Origin of the sequence: Streptomyces sp. enrichment culture (assembly GCF_964273255.1) — a bacterium.
In the GTDB taxonomy this organism is placed as follows: Bacteria; Actinomycetota; Actinomycetes; order Streptomycetales; family Streptomycetaceae; genus Streptomyces.
In genome coordinates this window covers 4,278,286-4,294,474 of the sequence record NZ_OZ186835.1, presented here as the reverse complement: position 1 = coordinate 4,294,474, position 16,189 = coordinate 4,278,286, and the positions used below count along the sequence as shown (strand labels likewise).

Here is a 16,189-nt window from a genome sequence, read left to right as displayed (position 1 = left end):
GAGGATCTTTCCCTCGTCGTGCTGCTCAACACGCTACGCGGCCGGGTGATTCCCCTCACCGGCGGGCGCCGGACCATGACCGAGCCGGTACCTTCCCGGGACCTGCCGGAGATCAGCCGACGGTGTCGACGATCACGTGACGGCCCGAGATGCCGAGGGCGCGGCCCGGCAGCGGGACCCGTTCGGGCGGGGCGCCGGTGGCCCGGGTGTGGTCGCCCAGCGTCACGCCGGAGCCCCAGCTCCACAGGCGGCCGTCGGTGTCGATGGCGTAGCCGGTGAAGCCGTGGGCCGCGATGTGCCGGACGGCGGGCAGGCCGGGCACCTTCACCGGGCGGGCCGTGTGGTGGTCGGAGGTGTCGCCGTCCCCGAGGGTGCCGCTCACGCCGCGGCCCCACGCCCGGACGGTGCCGCTGCGGTCGAGCGCGAAGGCGACGTCGTTGCCGCCCGCGACCTGGACGACGTCCTTCAGACCGGGCACCCGCACCGGTTTGCCGCTCTGGCCGCCGCGGGGCTCGACGCCGAGCACGCCGTGGACGTTGTTGCCCCAGGCGCAGACCGCGCCGTCGGCCGTGGCCACGACCACGGCGCCGCCGGTCGAGGCCAGGGAGACGGCGTTGCGGACGCCGCCGATGCGGGTGAGCCGGGTGCTGTCGGTGTCGCCCAGCACGTCGGTGAGGTTGACGCCCCAGCCGATCACCCGTCCGTCGGAGCGCAGCGCGAACGCGGTCAGCGAGTCCGCCGCCATCGAGTGGACGCCGTCGGCGCGCGGCACGGGGCGGGGCCGGGGCACCCCCGCGTGGCCGTCCCGGCGTCCGGCGTTGACGAGGATGTTCTCCGAACCCCAGGCCAGCACGGAGCCGTCGGCGCGGACGGCGAAGAACGTGCTGCCCCCGTGGTGCACGGAGCGGGCGTCGGTGATCCCGGCCACCTGGCGCGGTGTGTCGAGGTGGCCGCGTTCCTGGGAACCGTGCCCGAGGGAGCCCTTGTGGTTGAGGCCGTACGTCCACACGGTCCCGTCGGCCCGTACCGCGGCGGTGCTGAAACCGTCGTCGGCCACGGAGACGACATCGGTCCAGCCGGGCACCAGCCCGCCGCCCCACCGGTCGGCCGCCCCGGCGCCCAGGTGGCCCCCGGACCACACGGCGCCGGGCTGGACCCGGGCGGACTGCGGGCGCCCGGACGCCCCCTCGGGGCAGTCCGGTGCCGCCATCACCGCCCGGTCGGCCTTGCTGCAGCCCGCGGCGCCCAGCACCACGAGCCCCGCCAGCAGCGTCCGCAGCCACCTGCCACGCCTCATCGCCCACCCCCGTCGGCTCCTGCCCGGCGCACGGTTCGTCCGGGCGGTCCGATCTTCGCATCAGTCCGCGGTGAACCGGGAGGCTCGGGTGCCGTGCCGTGCCGTGCCGTGCAGTGCGGTGAGCGGCGCGGCACGCCCCCCGGCCCCGACGGGCGCGGCCGGGGGGCGTGCCGGGCCCGCCGTCCCGCCGCCGGGCGGGCGGGCCGCTCAGGGGCCGGCGGCGGGCGGGGAGGGACGCGGAGGCGCGCGGTGGGGCGGGGAAGGGCGGGAGGGGGGCGAGGCAGGGGCCCGGCGGTCCGGGTGCGGCGCCGGTGCCGTCGCGAGGGCGGTGCGGGGCGTTCCGGGGGGGCGCCGCCGGGGGGTGCGAGGGCGTTGCCGGGCGCTGCCGGGGGGGGCGAGAGCGTTGCGCTCCCGAAGCCGGGGGCGGCCGTGTGCCGTTCCGGCCGGTGCCGCCCTCCGGCGGTGGAGGACGTGGTGGTGCCCGGAGCCGGACTTGAACCGGCACGCCCGCGAAGGGGCAGCGAGGTTTAAGCTCGCCGTGTCTGCTTTCCACCATCCGGGCAGGCCATGGGCTCCGCTTCGAGCGTGCCGAGCCTATCGGGCCGCCCCACGCGAACTACGGGGCGGTGGGCCGATGTTGTCTTATTTTATTGATGTCTGAGGGTGCATCAGCAACGGGAACGCGCCATCAGCACGTGCCACCAGCGTTGCGCGTCATGGCACACGCCGTGTGCGGAATGACGGAATTTCACCGTACGAACAAGGGCGCGCCACCTGTTCCGGTCATCACTCGGTCATCCGTCCCGTCAGGGGACCCCGTCATCCCCAGGTATGACACGGCGCCCGCCCGTCCCCCCTCAGTCGCCCCCCGGAACCGGCGCTGCGGGTGACTACGCGGCGGCAAACGGACGGAACGATGGAAGACGTCAGCGAGAACCACGTCGCCCGTCAGGAGAGCCATCCCGTGACCACCGCACCAACCGCCGCCCGGACCACCACCGTGGCCGCGCGCGCCGCGGAGCTGTCCAAGATCTACGGCCAGGGCGAGACCCGGGTCGTCGCCCTGGACCGGGTCTCCGTCGACTTCCAGCAGGCGGAGTTCACCGCGATCATGGGCCCCTCCGGCTCCGGCAAGTCCACGCTGATGCACTGCGTGGCCGGCCTGGACACCTTCTCGTCCGGCTCCGTGCGCATCGGCGAGACCGAACTGGGGTCGCTGAAGGACAAGCAGCTCACCCGGCTGCGCCGGGACAAGATCGGCTTCATCTTCCAGGCGTTCAACCTGCTGCCGACGCTGAACGCGCTGGAGAACATCACGCTGCCGATGGACATCGCGGGCCGCAAGCCCGACCGGGAGTGGCTGGACACCGTGATCCGGATGACCGGGCTGTCCGACCGGCTCGGCCACCGGCCCGCGCAGCTGTCGGGCGGCCAGCAGCAGCGGGTGGCGGTGGCACGGGCACTGGCCTCCCGGCCCGACATCGTCTTCGGTGACGAGCCCACCGGGAACCTGGACTCCCGCTCCGGCGCCGAGGTGCTGGGCTTCCTGCGCAACTCGGTGCGCGAGCTGGGCCAGACGGTGGTCATGGTGACCCATGACCCGGTGGCCGCCGCCTACGCCGACCGCGTGATCTTCCTCGCGGACGGCAGGGTCGTGGACGAGATGTACGGGCCCACGGCCGACAAGGTGCTGGACCGCATGAAGCAGTTCGACGCCCAGGGGCGCACCAGCTGACGTCCCGCGGCCCCGTCCGCCCCCGCCCCCTCTCCTCACCGCCGCCCCACGGCGCCGCGGGCCGCGCCCGGCCCGGCCCCGCCGCCCCGGGGCGCCGCCGCGTGCGCCGCGCGCGGCTCCGCACCCGCGCCCGCGTGCCCCGGCGGGTCCGCCGGCCCGGCCGGCGGCCTCCGCCCTTCGCCCTCACCGTCTGGACTCGAGAAGACACCCATGTTCCGTACCGCCTTGCGCAACGTGCTCGCGCACAAGGCCCGGCTCCTGATGACCGTGCTCGCCGTGATGCTCGGCGTGGCCTTCGTGTCGGGGACCCTGGTCTTCACCAACTCCGTCTCCGCCGCCCTGCAGAAGCAGTCCGCCAAGGGCTTCGACCACGTCGACGTCGCCGTCACGCCGGGCTGGAAGGACGCCGAGGGCGACCGGGTCGGCGAGCCGCACGAACTCACCCGCGCCCTGGTCGACGAGAGCGCCAGGGTGCCGGGGGCCGAGCAGGCCATCGGGATCGTCACCGGCTTCACCGCGCTCGCCGACAAGGACGGCCGTCTGATCGGCGACGACTTCCAGTCGCAGGGCGGCAACTACTGGGGGACGAAGGACCCCCGGTACCCGCTGACCGAGGGCCGCGCGCCCAAGGGCGAGGGCGAGATCCTCATCGACTCCGAGACGGCCCGGCGCGCCGGGTACGAGGTCGGCGACACCATCCGCATGTCCGTCGACGGCCCCGTCCTGGAGCCGGTCGTCACGGGCGTCTTCACCACCGACGACGGCAACGTGGCGGCGGGGGGCAGCCTCGCGCTGTTCGACACCGCGACCGCGCAGAAGCTGTTCGGCAAGACCGGCACCTTCGACGAGATCGCGGTCCGGGCGAAGGACGGCGTCAGCGAGTCGGCGCTGCAGGCGCAGCTGGAGAAGGCGCTGCCGTCCGGCGTCGTGGAGATGACGACCGGCACCGAACTGGCCGACAACCAGGCGGAGATGATCGCCTCCTCGATGAGCGGCCTGAAGCAGGCGCTGCTGGTGTTCGCCGGCATCGCGCTGTTCGTGGGGACGTTCATCATCGCCAACACCTTCACCATGCTGGTCGCCCAGCGCACCAAGGAACTGGCCCTGATGCGCGCCGTCGGCGCCTCCCGCCGCCAGATCACCCGCTCGGTGCTGATCGAGGCGTTCGTGGTCGGCACGATCGCCGCGGTCGCCGGTCTGGTCGCCGGCGTGGGCATCGGTGTCGGGCTGCGTTCCCTGATGGGCGCGCTGGACGCCCCGATGCCGGAAGGCCCGCTGGTGGTCAGTCCGGGCACGGTGGTCTCCGCGTTCGCCGTCGGCATCCTGGTCACGATGCTCGCCGCCTGGCTGCCGGGCCGCCGGGCCGCGAAGATCCCGCCGGTGGCGGCCATGAGCTCGGTGCACGCCAAGGCGACCACCAAGTCGCTGGTGCTGCGCAACACGCTGGGCGCACTGCTCTCGGCGGCCGGCATCGCGGTGGTCCTGGTGGCCACCGGCATGAAGGGCTCCGACGGCCAGGCACCGATGGGCATCGGCGCGGTGCTGCTGATCGTCGGCGTGTTCGTCCTGACGCCGCTGCTGTCCCGTCCACTGGTCGCCGCGGCCGCCCCGGTCCTGCGCGTGTTCGGGATCTCCGGCAAGCTGGCCCGGCAGAACTCGGTGCGCAACCCGCGCCGCACCGCGGCCACCGCGTCCGCGCTGATGATCGGGCTCACCCTGATCACCGGCATGACGGTGGCGGCCGGCAGCCTGCAGAAGTCCATCGACAAGATGGCGGCCTCGGCGATCGAGGCCGACTACATCGTGTCCATGGCGAACGCGAACGCGCTGTCCCCGGACGTCGAGAAGAAGCTGAAGAAGGCCGACGACGTCACCGCCACCAGCCCGATGCGCAACGCCGTGTCCCGCATCGACGGTGGGACGGAGTACCTGACGGGCGTGGACGGCTCCACCTTCGACCGGCTGACGCGGTTCGAGATCGAGTCCGGCCGCTTCGAGGTCGGCGGTTCGCGGGTCGTCGTCGACGACGACACGGCCGCCTCGTACGGCTGGAAGGCGGGCTCGCAGTTCACGGCCGCCTTCGAGGACGGCGAGAAGGAGCGGCTGACGGTCTCCGGCGTCTACCGGGGCAACGAGATGATCAGCGGCATCATGCTCGACACCGCCACGCTCGCTCCGCACGAGTCGGAGCCGAACGACATGCTGGTCATGGTCAAGACCGCCGACGGCCCGTCCGAGGCGTCGAAGGAGTCGCTGGAGAAGCTCCTCGGCAACAACCCGGGCATCAAGGTCCAGGACAAGAAGGACCTCTCCGCCGAGGTCGCGCAGATGTTCACGGTGGTGCTCAACATGGTCTACGGCCTGCTGGCGATGGCGGTGATCGTGGCGGTCCTCGGGGTGATCAACACCCTGGCGATGTCGGTGTTCGAGCGCGCGCAGGAGATCGGCATGCTGCGGGCGATCGGCCTGGACCGCGGCGGCATCAAGCGGATGGTCCGGCTGGAGTCGCTGGTGATCTCGCTGTTCGGCGGGGTGCTCGGCGTCGGGCTCGGGGTCTTCTTCGGCTGGGCCGCGGGCGAACTGATGGGCAACAGCATCCAGACCTACGAACTGGTGCTGCCGTGGGGCCGGATGGGCGTCTTCCTGGCGCTGGCCGCCGTGGTGGGCGTGCTGGCCGCGCTGTGGCCGGCCCGCCGCGCGGCCCGGCTGAACATGCTCCAGGCCATCAAGGCCGAGTAGCGGCCGGCCGTCCGGCCGCGACGACGGGGCCCCGTTCCGGTAAACGGGGCCCCGTTCCGGTGGACGGGGCCTCGTCGTCGGGTGCGGCGGCGCGCGGCGCGTCAGTTCCAGGTGCGGGTGCGCAGGGGCAGCCCGGACGCGCCCGACCCGGCGGGGCGGACGGCCAGGACCTGGTTGACGCCGATGCGGTTCTTCTCGAAGGCGAGGGCCGAGGCGGCCATGTAGAGCCGCCACACGCGGGCCCGGCCGGGCCCGGCGAGACGGGCCGCGCGGTCCCGGTCCGCCTCCAGGTTCGCCACCCACCGGCGCAGGGTGAGCGCGTAGTGCTCGCGCAGCGCCTCCACGTCCCGCACCTCGAACCCGGCGCGTTCCAGCAGGCTCACCGTGGTGCCGACGGGGGCGAGTTCACCGTCGGGGAAGACGTAGGCGTCGATGAACGGGTCCAGGTCGTACGCCCCTTCGTCGCGTTCGGGGCGGCGGCCGATCTGGTGGTTCAGCAGGCGTCCGCCGGGCGCGAGGAGCCCGTGCAGGCGGGTGGCGTACTCCAGGTAGCGGGGCGAGCCGACGTGCTCGGCCATGCCGATGGAGGAGATCGCGTCGAACGGGCCGTCGGCGACGTCCCGGTAGTCCTGCACGCGGATCTCCACCCGGTCGGCCAGGCCCTCCTCGGCGACGCGCTTGCGGGCGTAGGCGGCCTGTTCCCGGGAGAGGGTGATGCCGACGACGTCCGCCCCGTGCTCGCGGGCGGCGTGCACGGCCATCGCGCCCCAGCCGCAGCCCACGTCCAGCAGCCGCCGGCCGGGCTCCAGGGCGAGTTTGCGGCAGACCAGTTCCAGCTTGTCGTACTGGGCCTGTTCGAGGGTGGTCCGCGGGGGCGGGGCGGACCAGTAGGCGCACGAGTACACCATCGACGGGCCGAGGACGATCTCGTAGAAGTCGTTGCCGACGTCGTAGTGGTGGCTGACGGCGCCCCGGTCGCTGCGTCTGGTGTGCAGGCCGCGGCGGGGGCGGCGGACCTCCTCGGCGGGCCGTGCGGGCGGCAGCGGGGGCCCGGCCATGGCGAACAGGCCGCGCACGGCGGAGCGGAACGCCGGGTCGCGCAGGGAGCGGGCCAGGCCGGGGGCGTCCTCGTCACGCTCCCAGACGAGTCCCGCGAGCAGGTCCAGGGCGGTGTAGAGGTCGCCCTCGACGTCCAGGTCACCGGCCACCCAGGCGCGGGCGAGGCCGAGTTCGCCCGGCTTGAACAGCAGGTGGCGCACGGCCCGGCGGTTGCGCACCACGAGGGCCGGTGCGGACGGGGGGCCTGCCTGGGAACCGTCCCAGGCCCGGATCCGGACGGGAAGCGGTGTGCCCAGCAGCTGATCGACGTGGGCCTTCAGCCGCGACGCGGCGTCTGCCATGGTCTGCACCTCCGTGGGGGAATCCCGGAATGTCGTCACCACGTAAACACCCGCACGGCGACTTGGCAGCCCCCGGCGCGCGTCCCGCCCGCGCGGGCGGCCGCGGAAAGGCCCGCGGAGGCGGTCCCGGCAAGGTCCTCGCCGGCGGTTCCCGGAAAGGTCCGCGGAGGCGGTCCCGGGAAGGTCCTCGCCGGCGGTCCCGGGCATGCCGAAGGGGCCGCCCGCACCACGGATGGCGGGCGGCCCCTTCGGGCGTCACAGCGGCGGCCGGCGCGTCCCCGGGGCGGGGACGGCCGCGCGGCTCAGGAGGCCTTGGCCTCGGTCTTCTTCGGCTCGGCGGCGGCCACCGGGGCGGGCTTGGCCGCCTCGTAGAACTCCTCGCGCGGCGACTCGATCGCGCCCAGGGACACGACCTCGCGCTTGAGGAACATGCCGAGGGTCCAGTCGGCGAAGACGCGGATCTTGCGGTTGAAGGTCGGCATCGCCATGCCGTGGTACGCGCGGTGCATGTACCAGGCGAGCCGGCCCTTGAGCTTGATCTTCATCTTGCCGACGACGATCATCGCGACGCCCTTGTGCAGGCCGAGGCCCGCGACCGCGCCCTTGTTGGCGTGGCGGTAGTCCTTCTGCCGGAAGCCCCGCATGCCGGCGATCACGTTGTCGCCGAGGACCTTGGCCTGGCGCAGCGCGTGCTGGGCGTTCGGCGGGCACCAGGCGTTCTCGTTGCCCGCCTTGCGGCCGACGAGGTCCGGGACCTGGGCGTTGTCGCCCGCGGCCCAGATGTAGTCGGTGCCGGTGACCTGGAGGGTGGGCTGGGTGTCGACGTGGCCGCGCGGACCCAGCGGCAGGCCGAAGCGGGCCAGCGCCGGGTTGGGCTTGACGCCCGCGGTCCACACGATGGTGTTGGAGTCGACCTCCAGGCCGTTCTTCAGCACCACGTGGCCGTCGACGCAGGAGTCCATCGACGTGGACAGGTAGACCTCGACGCCGCGGCTCTCGAGGTGCTCCTTGCCGTACTGCCCCAGCTTGGGACCGACCTCGGGGAGGATCTTGTCGGCGGCGTCGACGAGGATGAAGCGCATGTCCTCGCGGGACACCGTCTTGTAGTACTTGGCCGCGTCCCGGGCCATGTCCTCGACCTCGCCGATGGTCTCCGCGCCGGCGAAGCCACCGCCGACGAAGACGAACGTGAGCGCCTTGCGGCGGATCTCCTCGTCCGTCGTGGAGTCGGCCTTGTCGAGCTGTTCGAGGACGTGGTTGCGCAGGCCGATGGCCTCCTCGACGCCCTTCATGCCGATGCCCTGCTCGGCGAGGCCGGGGATCGGGAAGGTGCGGGAGACCGCGCCGAGCGCGATCACCAGGTAGTCGAAGGGCAGCTCGTACGCCTCGCCGACCAGCGGGGCGATCGTGGCGACCTTGCGGTCCTGGTCGATGGTGGTGACCCGGCCGGTGAGCACCTCCGCCTTGGGGAGCACGCGCCGCAGCGGGACGACGACGTGTCGCGGGGAGATGTTGCCGGCGGCGGTTTCCGGGAGGAAGGGCTGGTAGGTCATGTACGACCGCGGGTCGACGACGGTGACGGTCGCCTCGCCGTAACGCATCTTCTTCTGGATGCGCCGAGCTGCGTACAGGCCTACGTACCCACCGCCTACTACGAGGATCCTGGGACGCTCCGTGGTGCTCATGCCATCGAGTATCCACCCGCCCGAGGGGGGTACCTCGTGCGCCCCTTCACAAGCTCGGGCACCCCCTGTGTTACACTCCGCGGCCCTTGTGACCCAGACCATGGCCGCGAACGGGAACCCACACCGTCGTCGTCACGTTGTCAATGCCGCGTGAGCTGCCTCTCCGGCAGTTCGGAGCCGGTGTGAGGCTCCTCGCGCGGGCGTCCCGGTGTGCTGCCGGTGCGATCGTCCGGCCGCCTTCTGAACATGTTCAAACGGGTGTTGAGCCCCCGAAAGGGCCAACCGGCCCCCATTTCGCGCACCACCGGGCCCCTTTCCTTGTGAAGAACTTCACGAACTTTCCGCCCGGAACCCCGCCCGAAGCGCCCCCAGGGCCCCCCACCAGCGCTCGGATGCTCCCCAACCCTGCTCGGGGGAGCGCCACGGAGGGACGGGAGGCGGCTCGACGGGGGACCCGGAAAGGGCCCCGCGTGGACCCCCGGTGACCCCCGGCGGCGCCCCGGCGGGACAGTGCGGGCGAGGGGGCGGGCGAGCGAGCGGCCGCGGGTGCGCCGCCTCAGCGCGCCCCGGCGGCGCAGCTCCAGGCGATGCCGTCCAGGATGTCGTGCTCGCTGGCGACGACCTCCCGGGCGTCCATGCGCTCCATCACGGCCAGCAGCACCAGCGCCCCCGCGGCGATCACGTCGACCCTGCCCGGGTGCATGGACGGGATCGCGGCGCGCTCGGCGTGCGTGGACCGCAGCAGCCGGTCGCTGATCTCCCGCACCCGCTCCCGGGAGATCCGGGAGTGGTGGATGGCCGCCGAGTCGTAGCCCGGCAGGTCCTGGGCGATCGCCGAGACGGTGGTGACCGAGCCGGCGAGCCCCACCAGCGTCCGCGCTTCGCGCAGCGGGACCGTCTTCTCGGCTAGGTCCAGGGCGGACTCGATGTCGGCGCGCATCGCCGCCACCTGCTCCGGCGTCGGCGGGTCCGTCACCGCGCCGTCCCGCACCAGGTGCCGTTCGGTCATCCGGACGCAGCCGATGTCGACGGAGCGGGCGGCGCGGACCCGGTCGTCGCCGACGACGAACTCCGTGGAGCCGCCGCCGATGTCGACGACCAGGAACGGGCGGTGCAGGTCGGTGCGGCCGGTCAGCTCCTTGGTGGCGCCCGTGAACGAGAACTCGGCCTCCTGGTCGCCGGTGATGACCTCGGGCTCCACGCCCAGGATGTCCACCACGCCGCGCACGAAGTCGTCCCGGTTCTCGGCGTCCCGGGAGGCGGAGGTGGCGACGAAGCGGAGGCGCTCCGCGCCGTGCCGCTCGATGATCTCCGCGTACTCCCGGCAGGCGGCGAACGTGCGCTCCAGCGCCTGCGGCGCCAGCCGGCCGGTGCGGTCGACGCCCTCGCCGAGCCGCACGATCGTCATGCGCCGGTCGAGGTCGGTCAGTTCACCGGTTCCGGGGTCGACGTCGGCCACCAGCAGCCGGATCGAGTTCGTGCCGCAGTCGATGGCGGCGACCCTGTTCATCGGGTGCCCTCCTGCTCCGCGGCGGCCGTGTCCTCCGGCGTCACGCACGGACCCTTGCGCCACCACTCGGGGAGCATGGCGAGCGCCTCGTCGCCCAGCGGGTTGACGCCGGGGCCCGCGGCCAGCGAGTGGGCCACCAGGACGTGCAGGCACTTCACGCGGTCCGGCATGCCGCCCGCGCTCGGGAAACCCGTCAGCTCCTCGATCTCGTCGCGCCGGCGGATGTAGTCCTCGTGCGCCTTCCGGTAGGAGGCCGCCAGTTCCGGGTCGGTGGCCAGGCGTTCGGTCATCTCCTTCATCACGCCGTTCGCCTCCAGCGTCCCGATCGCCGAGGAGGCGCGCGGGCAGGTCAGGTAGTAGAGCGTGGGGAAGGGGGTGCCGTCGGGCAGCCTCGGTGCCGTCTCGACGACGTCCGGCTGTCCGCAGGGGCAGCGGTGGGCGATCGCGCGCAGTCCGCGCGGGGGCCGGCCCAGCTGCTGCCGGAAGGCCGCGACGTCCGCGTCGGTGGGCTCGGTGCGCGGGGTCGTGGGCGGAGGAGTGTCCATCGTTGTCTTTCTTCGGGGTGTCACGGGTGCGGGACCGCCGGACGGCGGCGGTCACGGGCGCGGGTCACGGGTCTGCGGCGGTCACGGGCGCGGGGTCACCGGTCGGCCGCGTCGGCCTTGTCGACCCCGTCCCAGACGTTCGCGTACCAGGGGCGGTCGGCCGCCCGCGTGTCGGCGCGCGACCGCTTCACCGGGCCCGGGTCGACCACGACGAACCCGGTCTCGCCGGGCATGACGTAGTGCAGCCGGCGGCGGATCTCCTGCTCGGCGTAGGCGTCGTCCTGCCAGCGCGCCTTGAGGTCGCGCAGCTCCTCGACGCGCTGCCGGGCCTCCTCCTGCTGCCGCTGGAGGTCGGCGATCTCGGCGCGCTGGGAGACGTACTGCCGCATCGGGTAGGCGAGGGCCACGATCAGCGAGCAGACCACCAGGGCGAGCAGCGCGGCCCGGCCGGTGAGCCGGGAGCGGCGCGCCTGCCGCTTGGTCTGCGAGCGGTAGACCCGGGCCGCGGTCTGCTCACCGATGAGCCGGATCCTGGTCGCGGTGGAGAAACGGTCCCGGTCCTTCACCGCCATGTGCCCGCCTCCGGTTCGCCGTCGTCCGTGGGTCTACGTGCGTACGTCCCCGCACACGGTACGGGACCGGGCACGGGGACGTGACGACGACGCTTCCTGGGGAGCGGGCGCTCAGCCCTTGAAGCGGGGGAAGGCGCTGCGGCCGGCGTACACCGCGGCGTCGTCGAGGATCTCCTCGATGCGCAGCAGCTGGTTGTACTTGGCCACGCGCTCGGAGCGGGCCGGGGCGCCGGTCTTGATCTGGCCGCAGTTGGTGGCGACGGCCAGGTCGGCGATGGTGACGTCCTCGGTCTCGCCGGAACGGTGGGACATCATGCACTTGAAGCCGTTGCGCTGGGCCAGCTCGACGGCGTCCAGGGTCTCGGTGAGCGAGCCGATCTGGTTGACCTTGACCAGCAGGGCGTTGGCGGCGGCCTCGTCGATGCCGCGGGCCAGGCGCTCGGGGTTGGTGACGAACAGGTCGTCACCGACGAGCTGCACCTTGTCGCCCAGCTTGGCGGTGATGGTCTTCCAGCCGTCCCAGTCGTCCTCGAACAGCGGGTCCTCGATGGACACGAGCGGGTACGCCTCGACGAGCTCGGCGTAGTACTCGGTCATCTCGGCGGCCGTGCGCTCCTTGCCCTCGAAGACGTAGGAGCCGTCCTTGTAGAACTCGGAGGCGGCGACGTCCAGCGCCAGCGCGATCTGCTCGCCGGGGGTGTAGCCGGCTTCCTTGATCGCCTCCAGGATGAGGTCGAGGGCTTCACGGTTGGAGCCGAGGTTCGGGGCGAAGCCGCCCTCGTCGCCGAGGCCGGTGGCCAGGCCCTTGCTCTTCAGGACCTTCTTCAGCGTGTGGTAGACCTCGGTGCCCCAGCGCAGGGCCTCGGAGAAGGACTCCGCCCCGATGGGGGCGATCATGAACTCCTGGATGTCCACGTTGGAGTCGGCGTGCGAGCCGCCGTTCAGGATGTTCATCATCGGCACCGGCAGCAGGTGCGCGTTGGGGCCGCCCAGGTAGCGGAACAGCGGCAGGTCGCTCGCCTCGGAGGCGGCGTGGGCGACGGCGAGGGAGACACCCAGGATGGCGTTGGCGCCGAGGGAGCCCTTGTTGTCGGTGGCGTCCAGGTCGAACATGGCCTGGTCGATCAGGCGCTGCTCGGTGGCGTCGTAGCCGACCAGCTCCGGGCCGATCTGCTCGATGACGGCGAGGACGGCCTTCTCGACGCCCTTGCCCTGGTAGCGGTCGGGGTCCCCGTCCCGCAGCTCGACGGCCTCGAAGGCGCCCGTGGAGGCGCCGGAGGGAACGGCGGCACGACCCGTGCTGCCGTCGTCGAGGCCGACCTCGACCTCGACCGTGGGGTTGCCTCGGGAGTCCAGGATTTCCCGGGCTACGACGACGTCGATGGACGGCACGAGCATCTCCTTCGTGGATGTGACGCGTGGGCAGGGCCGCGGTGGCTCTGCGAGACCGAGCCTAACCGGCTCCGGGCGATCGGCCATCCGGTCGCCCATCCCCTGGACATCCGTGGCTCGTGCCCGGAGTGCCGCGGGGGACAGGGCAGAGCTTAGATTGTTTCTTCGCGGAACAAAGAGTCCGGGGAGACCGTGACCGGAAAGTGCCCGGCGGACGGCCCTGCGGTCGGGCCGCGATGTCGCTTCGCGTCGCGGTCGTGTCCCGGCACGCGCCCCGGGACATGACCCCGCCCCGGTGCGTACGGGGGAACACGCACCGGGGCGGGGAGCCTGGGAGGAGGGGGCCTGCGGCCGCTTCCTTACTTCAGGTGCAGCTGCTGACCCGGGTAGATGAGGTCGGCGTCCTGGACGACGTCGTCGTTCAGCTTGAACAGCTTGGCCCAGCCGCCCTCGACGTCGTGCTCCTCGGCGATCGAGCTGAGGGTGTCACCCTTGACGACCTTGTACTCGCCGTCGCCCTTCTTGACCTTCTTGCCGGTCGGGGTGGTGACGGTCTTCTTCTGGGCCGGACGCTCGGCGGAGCGGGACGCCTTCTGCTCGGTGGAGCGCTCGGCGGTGGAGCCGGTGTCCTGCTTCGGGGCGCTCTGCTGCGAGCCGCCGCCCTGGTTCTGGGTGGAGCCGCCACCGGTGTACGCGGCGCCGGACAGGCCCTTGCCACACACCGGCCAGGCACCCTTGCCCTGGCCCGCGAGGACCTTCTCGGCGATCTCGATCTGCTGGGCCTTGGTGGCCTGGTCGGCGGTGGAGGCGTACTTCGTGCCGCCGTAGCCGGCCCAGGTGGAGGCCGAGAACTGCAGACCGCCGTAGTAGCCGTTGCCGGTGTTGATGGACCAGTTGCCGCCGGACTCGCACTGGGCGACGGCGTCCCACTCGGCGGCGGTGGCGGCGGAGGCGTTGCCGGCCGCCATCAGCGGGGCGGCGACGGCGGCGCCGGTCACACCGGCGATGGCGATGGCGCGAGTGGCCTTGGACGGACGACGGTGCTTGCCCTTGCCGGAAAACAGCATGGTTGGATCCCCTCACCGACGCCTACGAGGTGAGCTGTCGGGTTCGGGCCGGTTGAGTTGCCCGGCCACGTCCCTCGCGGGACGCGGCTTCACCCCAAGCCGTCTCCGGTGTCAACCACCGGCTCCGGCGCTTACCTTGGGTCCCCCGCTCCTGCCTACGGCGCACTGATGCGACGACTGTTCCCGTGCTGCCACTGGCAGGATTCGGCGTGGCGGCAGCCGGGGCCCGCGATGGCGAGCGGTCATGACCGTAGACACGCGTTCGGCCGAATTTCAAAGACGATCACGGCTTCTGAGACCTATGTCTCACAAACTTTAAACCGGACATTCAGCGCGAATCATGACGCCAACTGGCGCCATTTTCGGGGCTTTTCGCCGGTCGTGGCGGGTGTCGCGCTTTTCGTCGCCGGGGGCGCTGCGAGCCCCCGACCGGCATGGCGGCCGGCACCGTTCCGCGAGCCGGGCGGCCCGGTTCCGGGGCGGCGAGTGGTCCGGTTCCGGGGCCGGCGAGTGGTTCGGTTCCGGGGCGGCGAGTGGTCCGGTTTCGGGGCCGGCGAGTGGTCCGGTTCCGGGGCCGGCGATTGGTCCGGTTCCGGGTTCGGGTGGCCCGGTTGCGGGGGTCGGGTGGGCTTGTTCGGTGCGTGAGGTGGGCTTGTTCTCGCGTGTCGAGGCGGCCTTGACCGTGCGCCGGGGTGGGCTTGCGTCGCGCGTCGGGTGGGCTGCTCCGTGCGGCGGAGCAGGCTCGTTCCGCGCGTCGCGGTGGGGTCGTTCCGCGCGTCGGGCGGTCTCGTCCCCGGGGATTTCCGCGTCGCGCACGGGGGCGGTCGGCGGTCGCGCTCCGAGGGGCGGTGAGCGCCGTTCTGCGGGCCGGGCGGTCACGTTCCGCCGGGGACTCCCGCCGCGTCCGGGTGCGTTGAGCAGTCACCGCCGTCACGCCGGGGGCGCGCCGGGGCGGCCGGCCGCGTGGTGCACGCCGGCGGCCTCGCTCCGCGGACCGAGGGGACTCCGGCCGCTTTTCGCCGTGTTCGGCGGCTGATGCCGCATGCGGCTTTCGCCCGGAACGCCCCCGGCCGGGGCATCCGACCGGGGGCGTGGTGGTTCACGTGGCCAGGCGGGGCCTACTGGTTCCAGGCGGAGAGACCCGCACCCTGCGCCGACGGGGAGGTCTCCGGCGCGGTGGTGGGTCCGGTCGGGGTGGCGGAGGGCGCGGGCGTGTCGGCGAGGGACCAGAGGCCCACCACGGCACTCACGCCCGCCGTCGCGTCCATCACGCCGCGCGCCGCTCCGGCGTCGGGCGCGGCGGGCGCGGCGCCCTGGTCGCCGGCCGCGACCTCTTCCTGGGCGGGAGCGCCGCGATGGCGGCCGGTGCCCTCGGTCGAAGGGGCCGCCGCCGACGGGGCGTCACTCGTGTCCGCCTTGCCCTTTTCCTCACCCTTGGCCGACGGGGAGGCGGACGGCGAGGCGCTCGACTCCGCCGACGGCTCGCCGGACGCCTCGGAGCCGGCCGGCGCGTCGGTCGCACCCTGGCCGCCCGGCGTCTGGGACGGCGTGGCGGACGCGGAGGCGGACGGAGCGTCCGTCTCGGGCGTGGCGGGCGGAGTCGAGGAGCCGCCCAGCCCCAGCGAGTTCGGGAGGTCCGTCCCGCCGGTACCGGTCTCGCCCTGCCCGGCGGCACCGTCGGGCGAGTCGGACTGGAGCCCCGCGATGAGCCCGCAGGTCGCCCAGTCGCCGACGCCCTCGGCGGCGAGCGCCTTGTCGGCTATCTCGATCTGCTGACGGCGGCTGGCCAGGTCGGCGCTCGCCGCGTACTCGAGCCCGCCGTACTTCTCCCACTTCTCCTGGCTCATCTGGAGGCCGCCGTAGTAGCCGTTGCCACTGTTCTCGCTCCAGGAGCCGCCGGTCTCGCACTCCGCGATCCGGTCCCACGTCTTGCCGTCGGCCGCACTGGCACTGCCGGCCGCCAGCAGCGGGAGAGCGATGGCGGAGCCGGTGACTCCGGCCGCGACGACGAAAGCCGGTGCCTGGCGGGGGCGACGGTGCCGACCGTTCCCGGAGAGCATGCGGAGACCTTTCACACGACAGCGGTTGCCACGCGGCGGACGCGAACTCACGTGCGCCACGCTGTTGATGGGTGAACGTATCGGGAAGGATCTCTTGTCACAAGTTAATGCCGCGCAGATCACGTGAAGATCACAGAGTGTGAGACTGTGTCACGTTTCCGCTGGTCGGATCGGGGGCAGGGCCGGG

At 72.7% G+C, this 16,189-nt stretch carries 11 protein-coding genes, 1 tRNA gene and 1 riboswitch; of the genes, 2 read left to right on the top strand and 10 right to left on the bottom strand.

The window, feature by feature from the left end:
- Positions 1-112 precede the first annotated feature (112 nt).
- The gene (locus ACSU53_RS18635; RefSeq protein WP_437029181.1) at positions 113-1,297 is read right to left on the bottom strand and encodes an RCC1 domain-containing protein; all 1,185 of its coding nucleotides are present in this window, start codon (positions 1,295-1,297) and stop codon (positions 113-115) included.
- Between the two features lie 475 nt (positions 1,298-1,772).
- A tRNA-Leu gene (locus ACSU53_RS18630) sits at positions 1,773-1,859 on the bottom strand.
- A 402-nt stretch (positions 1,860-2,261) separates the two neighbouring features.
- On the opposite strand from ACSU53_RS18630, the gene ACSU53_RS18625 reads away from it, so the two are divergent.
- On the top strand, positions 2,262-3,032 hold the full coding sequence (locus ACSU53_RS18625; protein WP_437029179.1) for an ABC transporter ATP-binding protein: 771 nt from the start codon (positions 2,262-2,264) through the stop codon (positions 3,030-3,032).
- 210 nt (positions 3,033-3,242) lie between these two features.
- On the top strand, positions 3,243-5,771 hold the full coding sequence (locus tag ACSU53_RS18620; RefSeq protein WP_437029177.1) for an ABC transporter permease: 2,529 nt from the start codon (positions 3,243-3,245) through the stop codon (positions 5,769-5,771).
- Positions 5,772-5,872: 101 nt separating this feature from the next.
- Here ACSU53_RS18620 and ACSU53_RS18615 read toward each other — a convergent pair whose 3' ends face one another.
- The 8 genes from ACSU53_RS18615 to ACSU53_RS18580 all read right to left on the bottom strand — a co-directional run bounded on the left by ACSU53_RS18615 (position 5,873) and on the right by ACSU53_RS18580 (position 16,002).
- Positions 5,873-7,171, bottom strand: coding sequence for a class I SAM-dependent methyltransferase (locus ACSU53_RS18615; protein ID WP_437029175.1), 1,299 nt, complete (start codon positions 7,169-7,171; stop codon positions 5,873-5,875).
- Between the two features lie 302 nt (positions 7,172-7,473).
- Entirely contained in the window at positions 7,474-8,856 is a 1,383-nt protein-coding gene (locus ACSU53_RS18610) for an NAD(P)/FAD-dependent oxidoreductase (RefSeq protein WP_437029174.1), read from the bottom strand.
- A gap of 556 nt (positions 8,857-9,412) precedes the next feature.
- Positions 9,413-10,366, bottom strand: coding sequence for a Ppx/GppA phosphatase family protein (locus ACSU53_RS18605; protein ID WP_437029172.1), 954 nt, complete (start codon positions 10,364-10,366; stop codon positions 9,413-9,415).
- Positions 10,363-10,911: a DUF501 domain-containing protein gene (locus ACSU53_RS18600; RefSeq protein ID WP_437029170.1), complete on the bottom strand. Its 549-nt coding sequence runs from the start codon at positions 10,909-10,911 to the stop codon at positions 10,363-10,365. The genes ACSU53_RS18605 and ACSU53_RS18600 overlap by 4 nt, the downstream gene beginning before the upstream one ends.
- A 95-nt stretch (positions 10,912-11,006) precedes the next feature.
- Positions 11,007-11,483 (bottom strand): FtsB family cell division protein, encoded by a 477-nt coding sequence (locus tag ACSU53_RS18595; RefSeq protein WP_432056146.1) that lies wholly within the window; start codon positions 11,481-11,483, stop codon positions 11,007-11,009.
- Between the two features lie 111 nt (positions 11,484-11,594).
- Entirely contained in the window at positions 11,595-12,875 is a 1,281-nt protein-coding gene (gene eno / locus ACSU53_RS18590) for a phosphopyruvate hydratase (RefSeq protein ID WP_164349917.1), read from the bottom strand.
- A 359-nt stretch (positions 12,876-13,234) separates the two neighbouring features.
- Positions 13,235-13,942: a transglycosylase family protein gene (locus ACSU53_RS18585; RefSeq protein ID WP_437029168.1), complete on the bottom strand. Its 708-nt coding sequence runs from the start codon at positions 13,940-13,942 to the stop codon at positions 13,235-13,237.
- 4 nt (positions 13,943-13,946) lie between these two features.
- Positions 13,947-14,115, bottom strand: a riboswitch (cyclic di-AMP (ydaO/yuaA leader).
- A 945-nt stretch (positions 14,116-15,060) separates the two neighbouring features.
- Entirely contained in the window at positions 15,061-16,002 is a 942-nt protein-coding gene (locus ACSU53_RS18580) for a transglycosylase family protein (protein ID WP_437029166.1), read from the bottom strand.
- Positions 16,003-16,189: the final 187 nt, after the last annotated feature.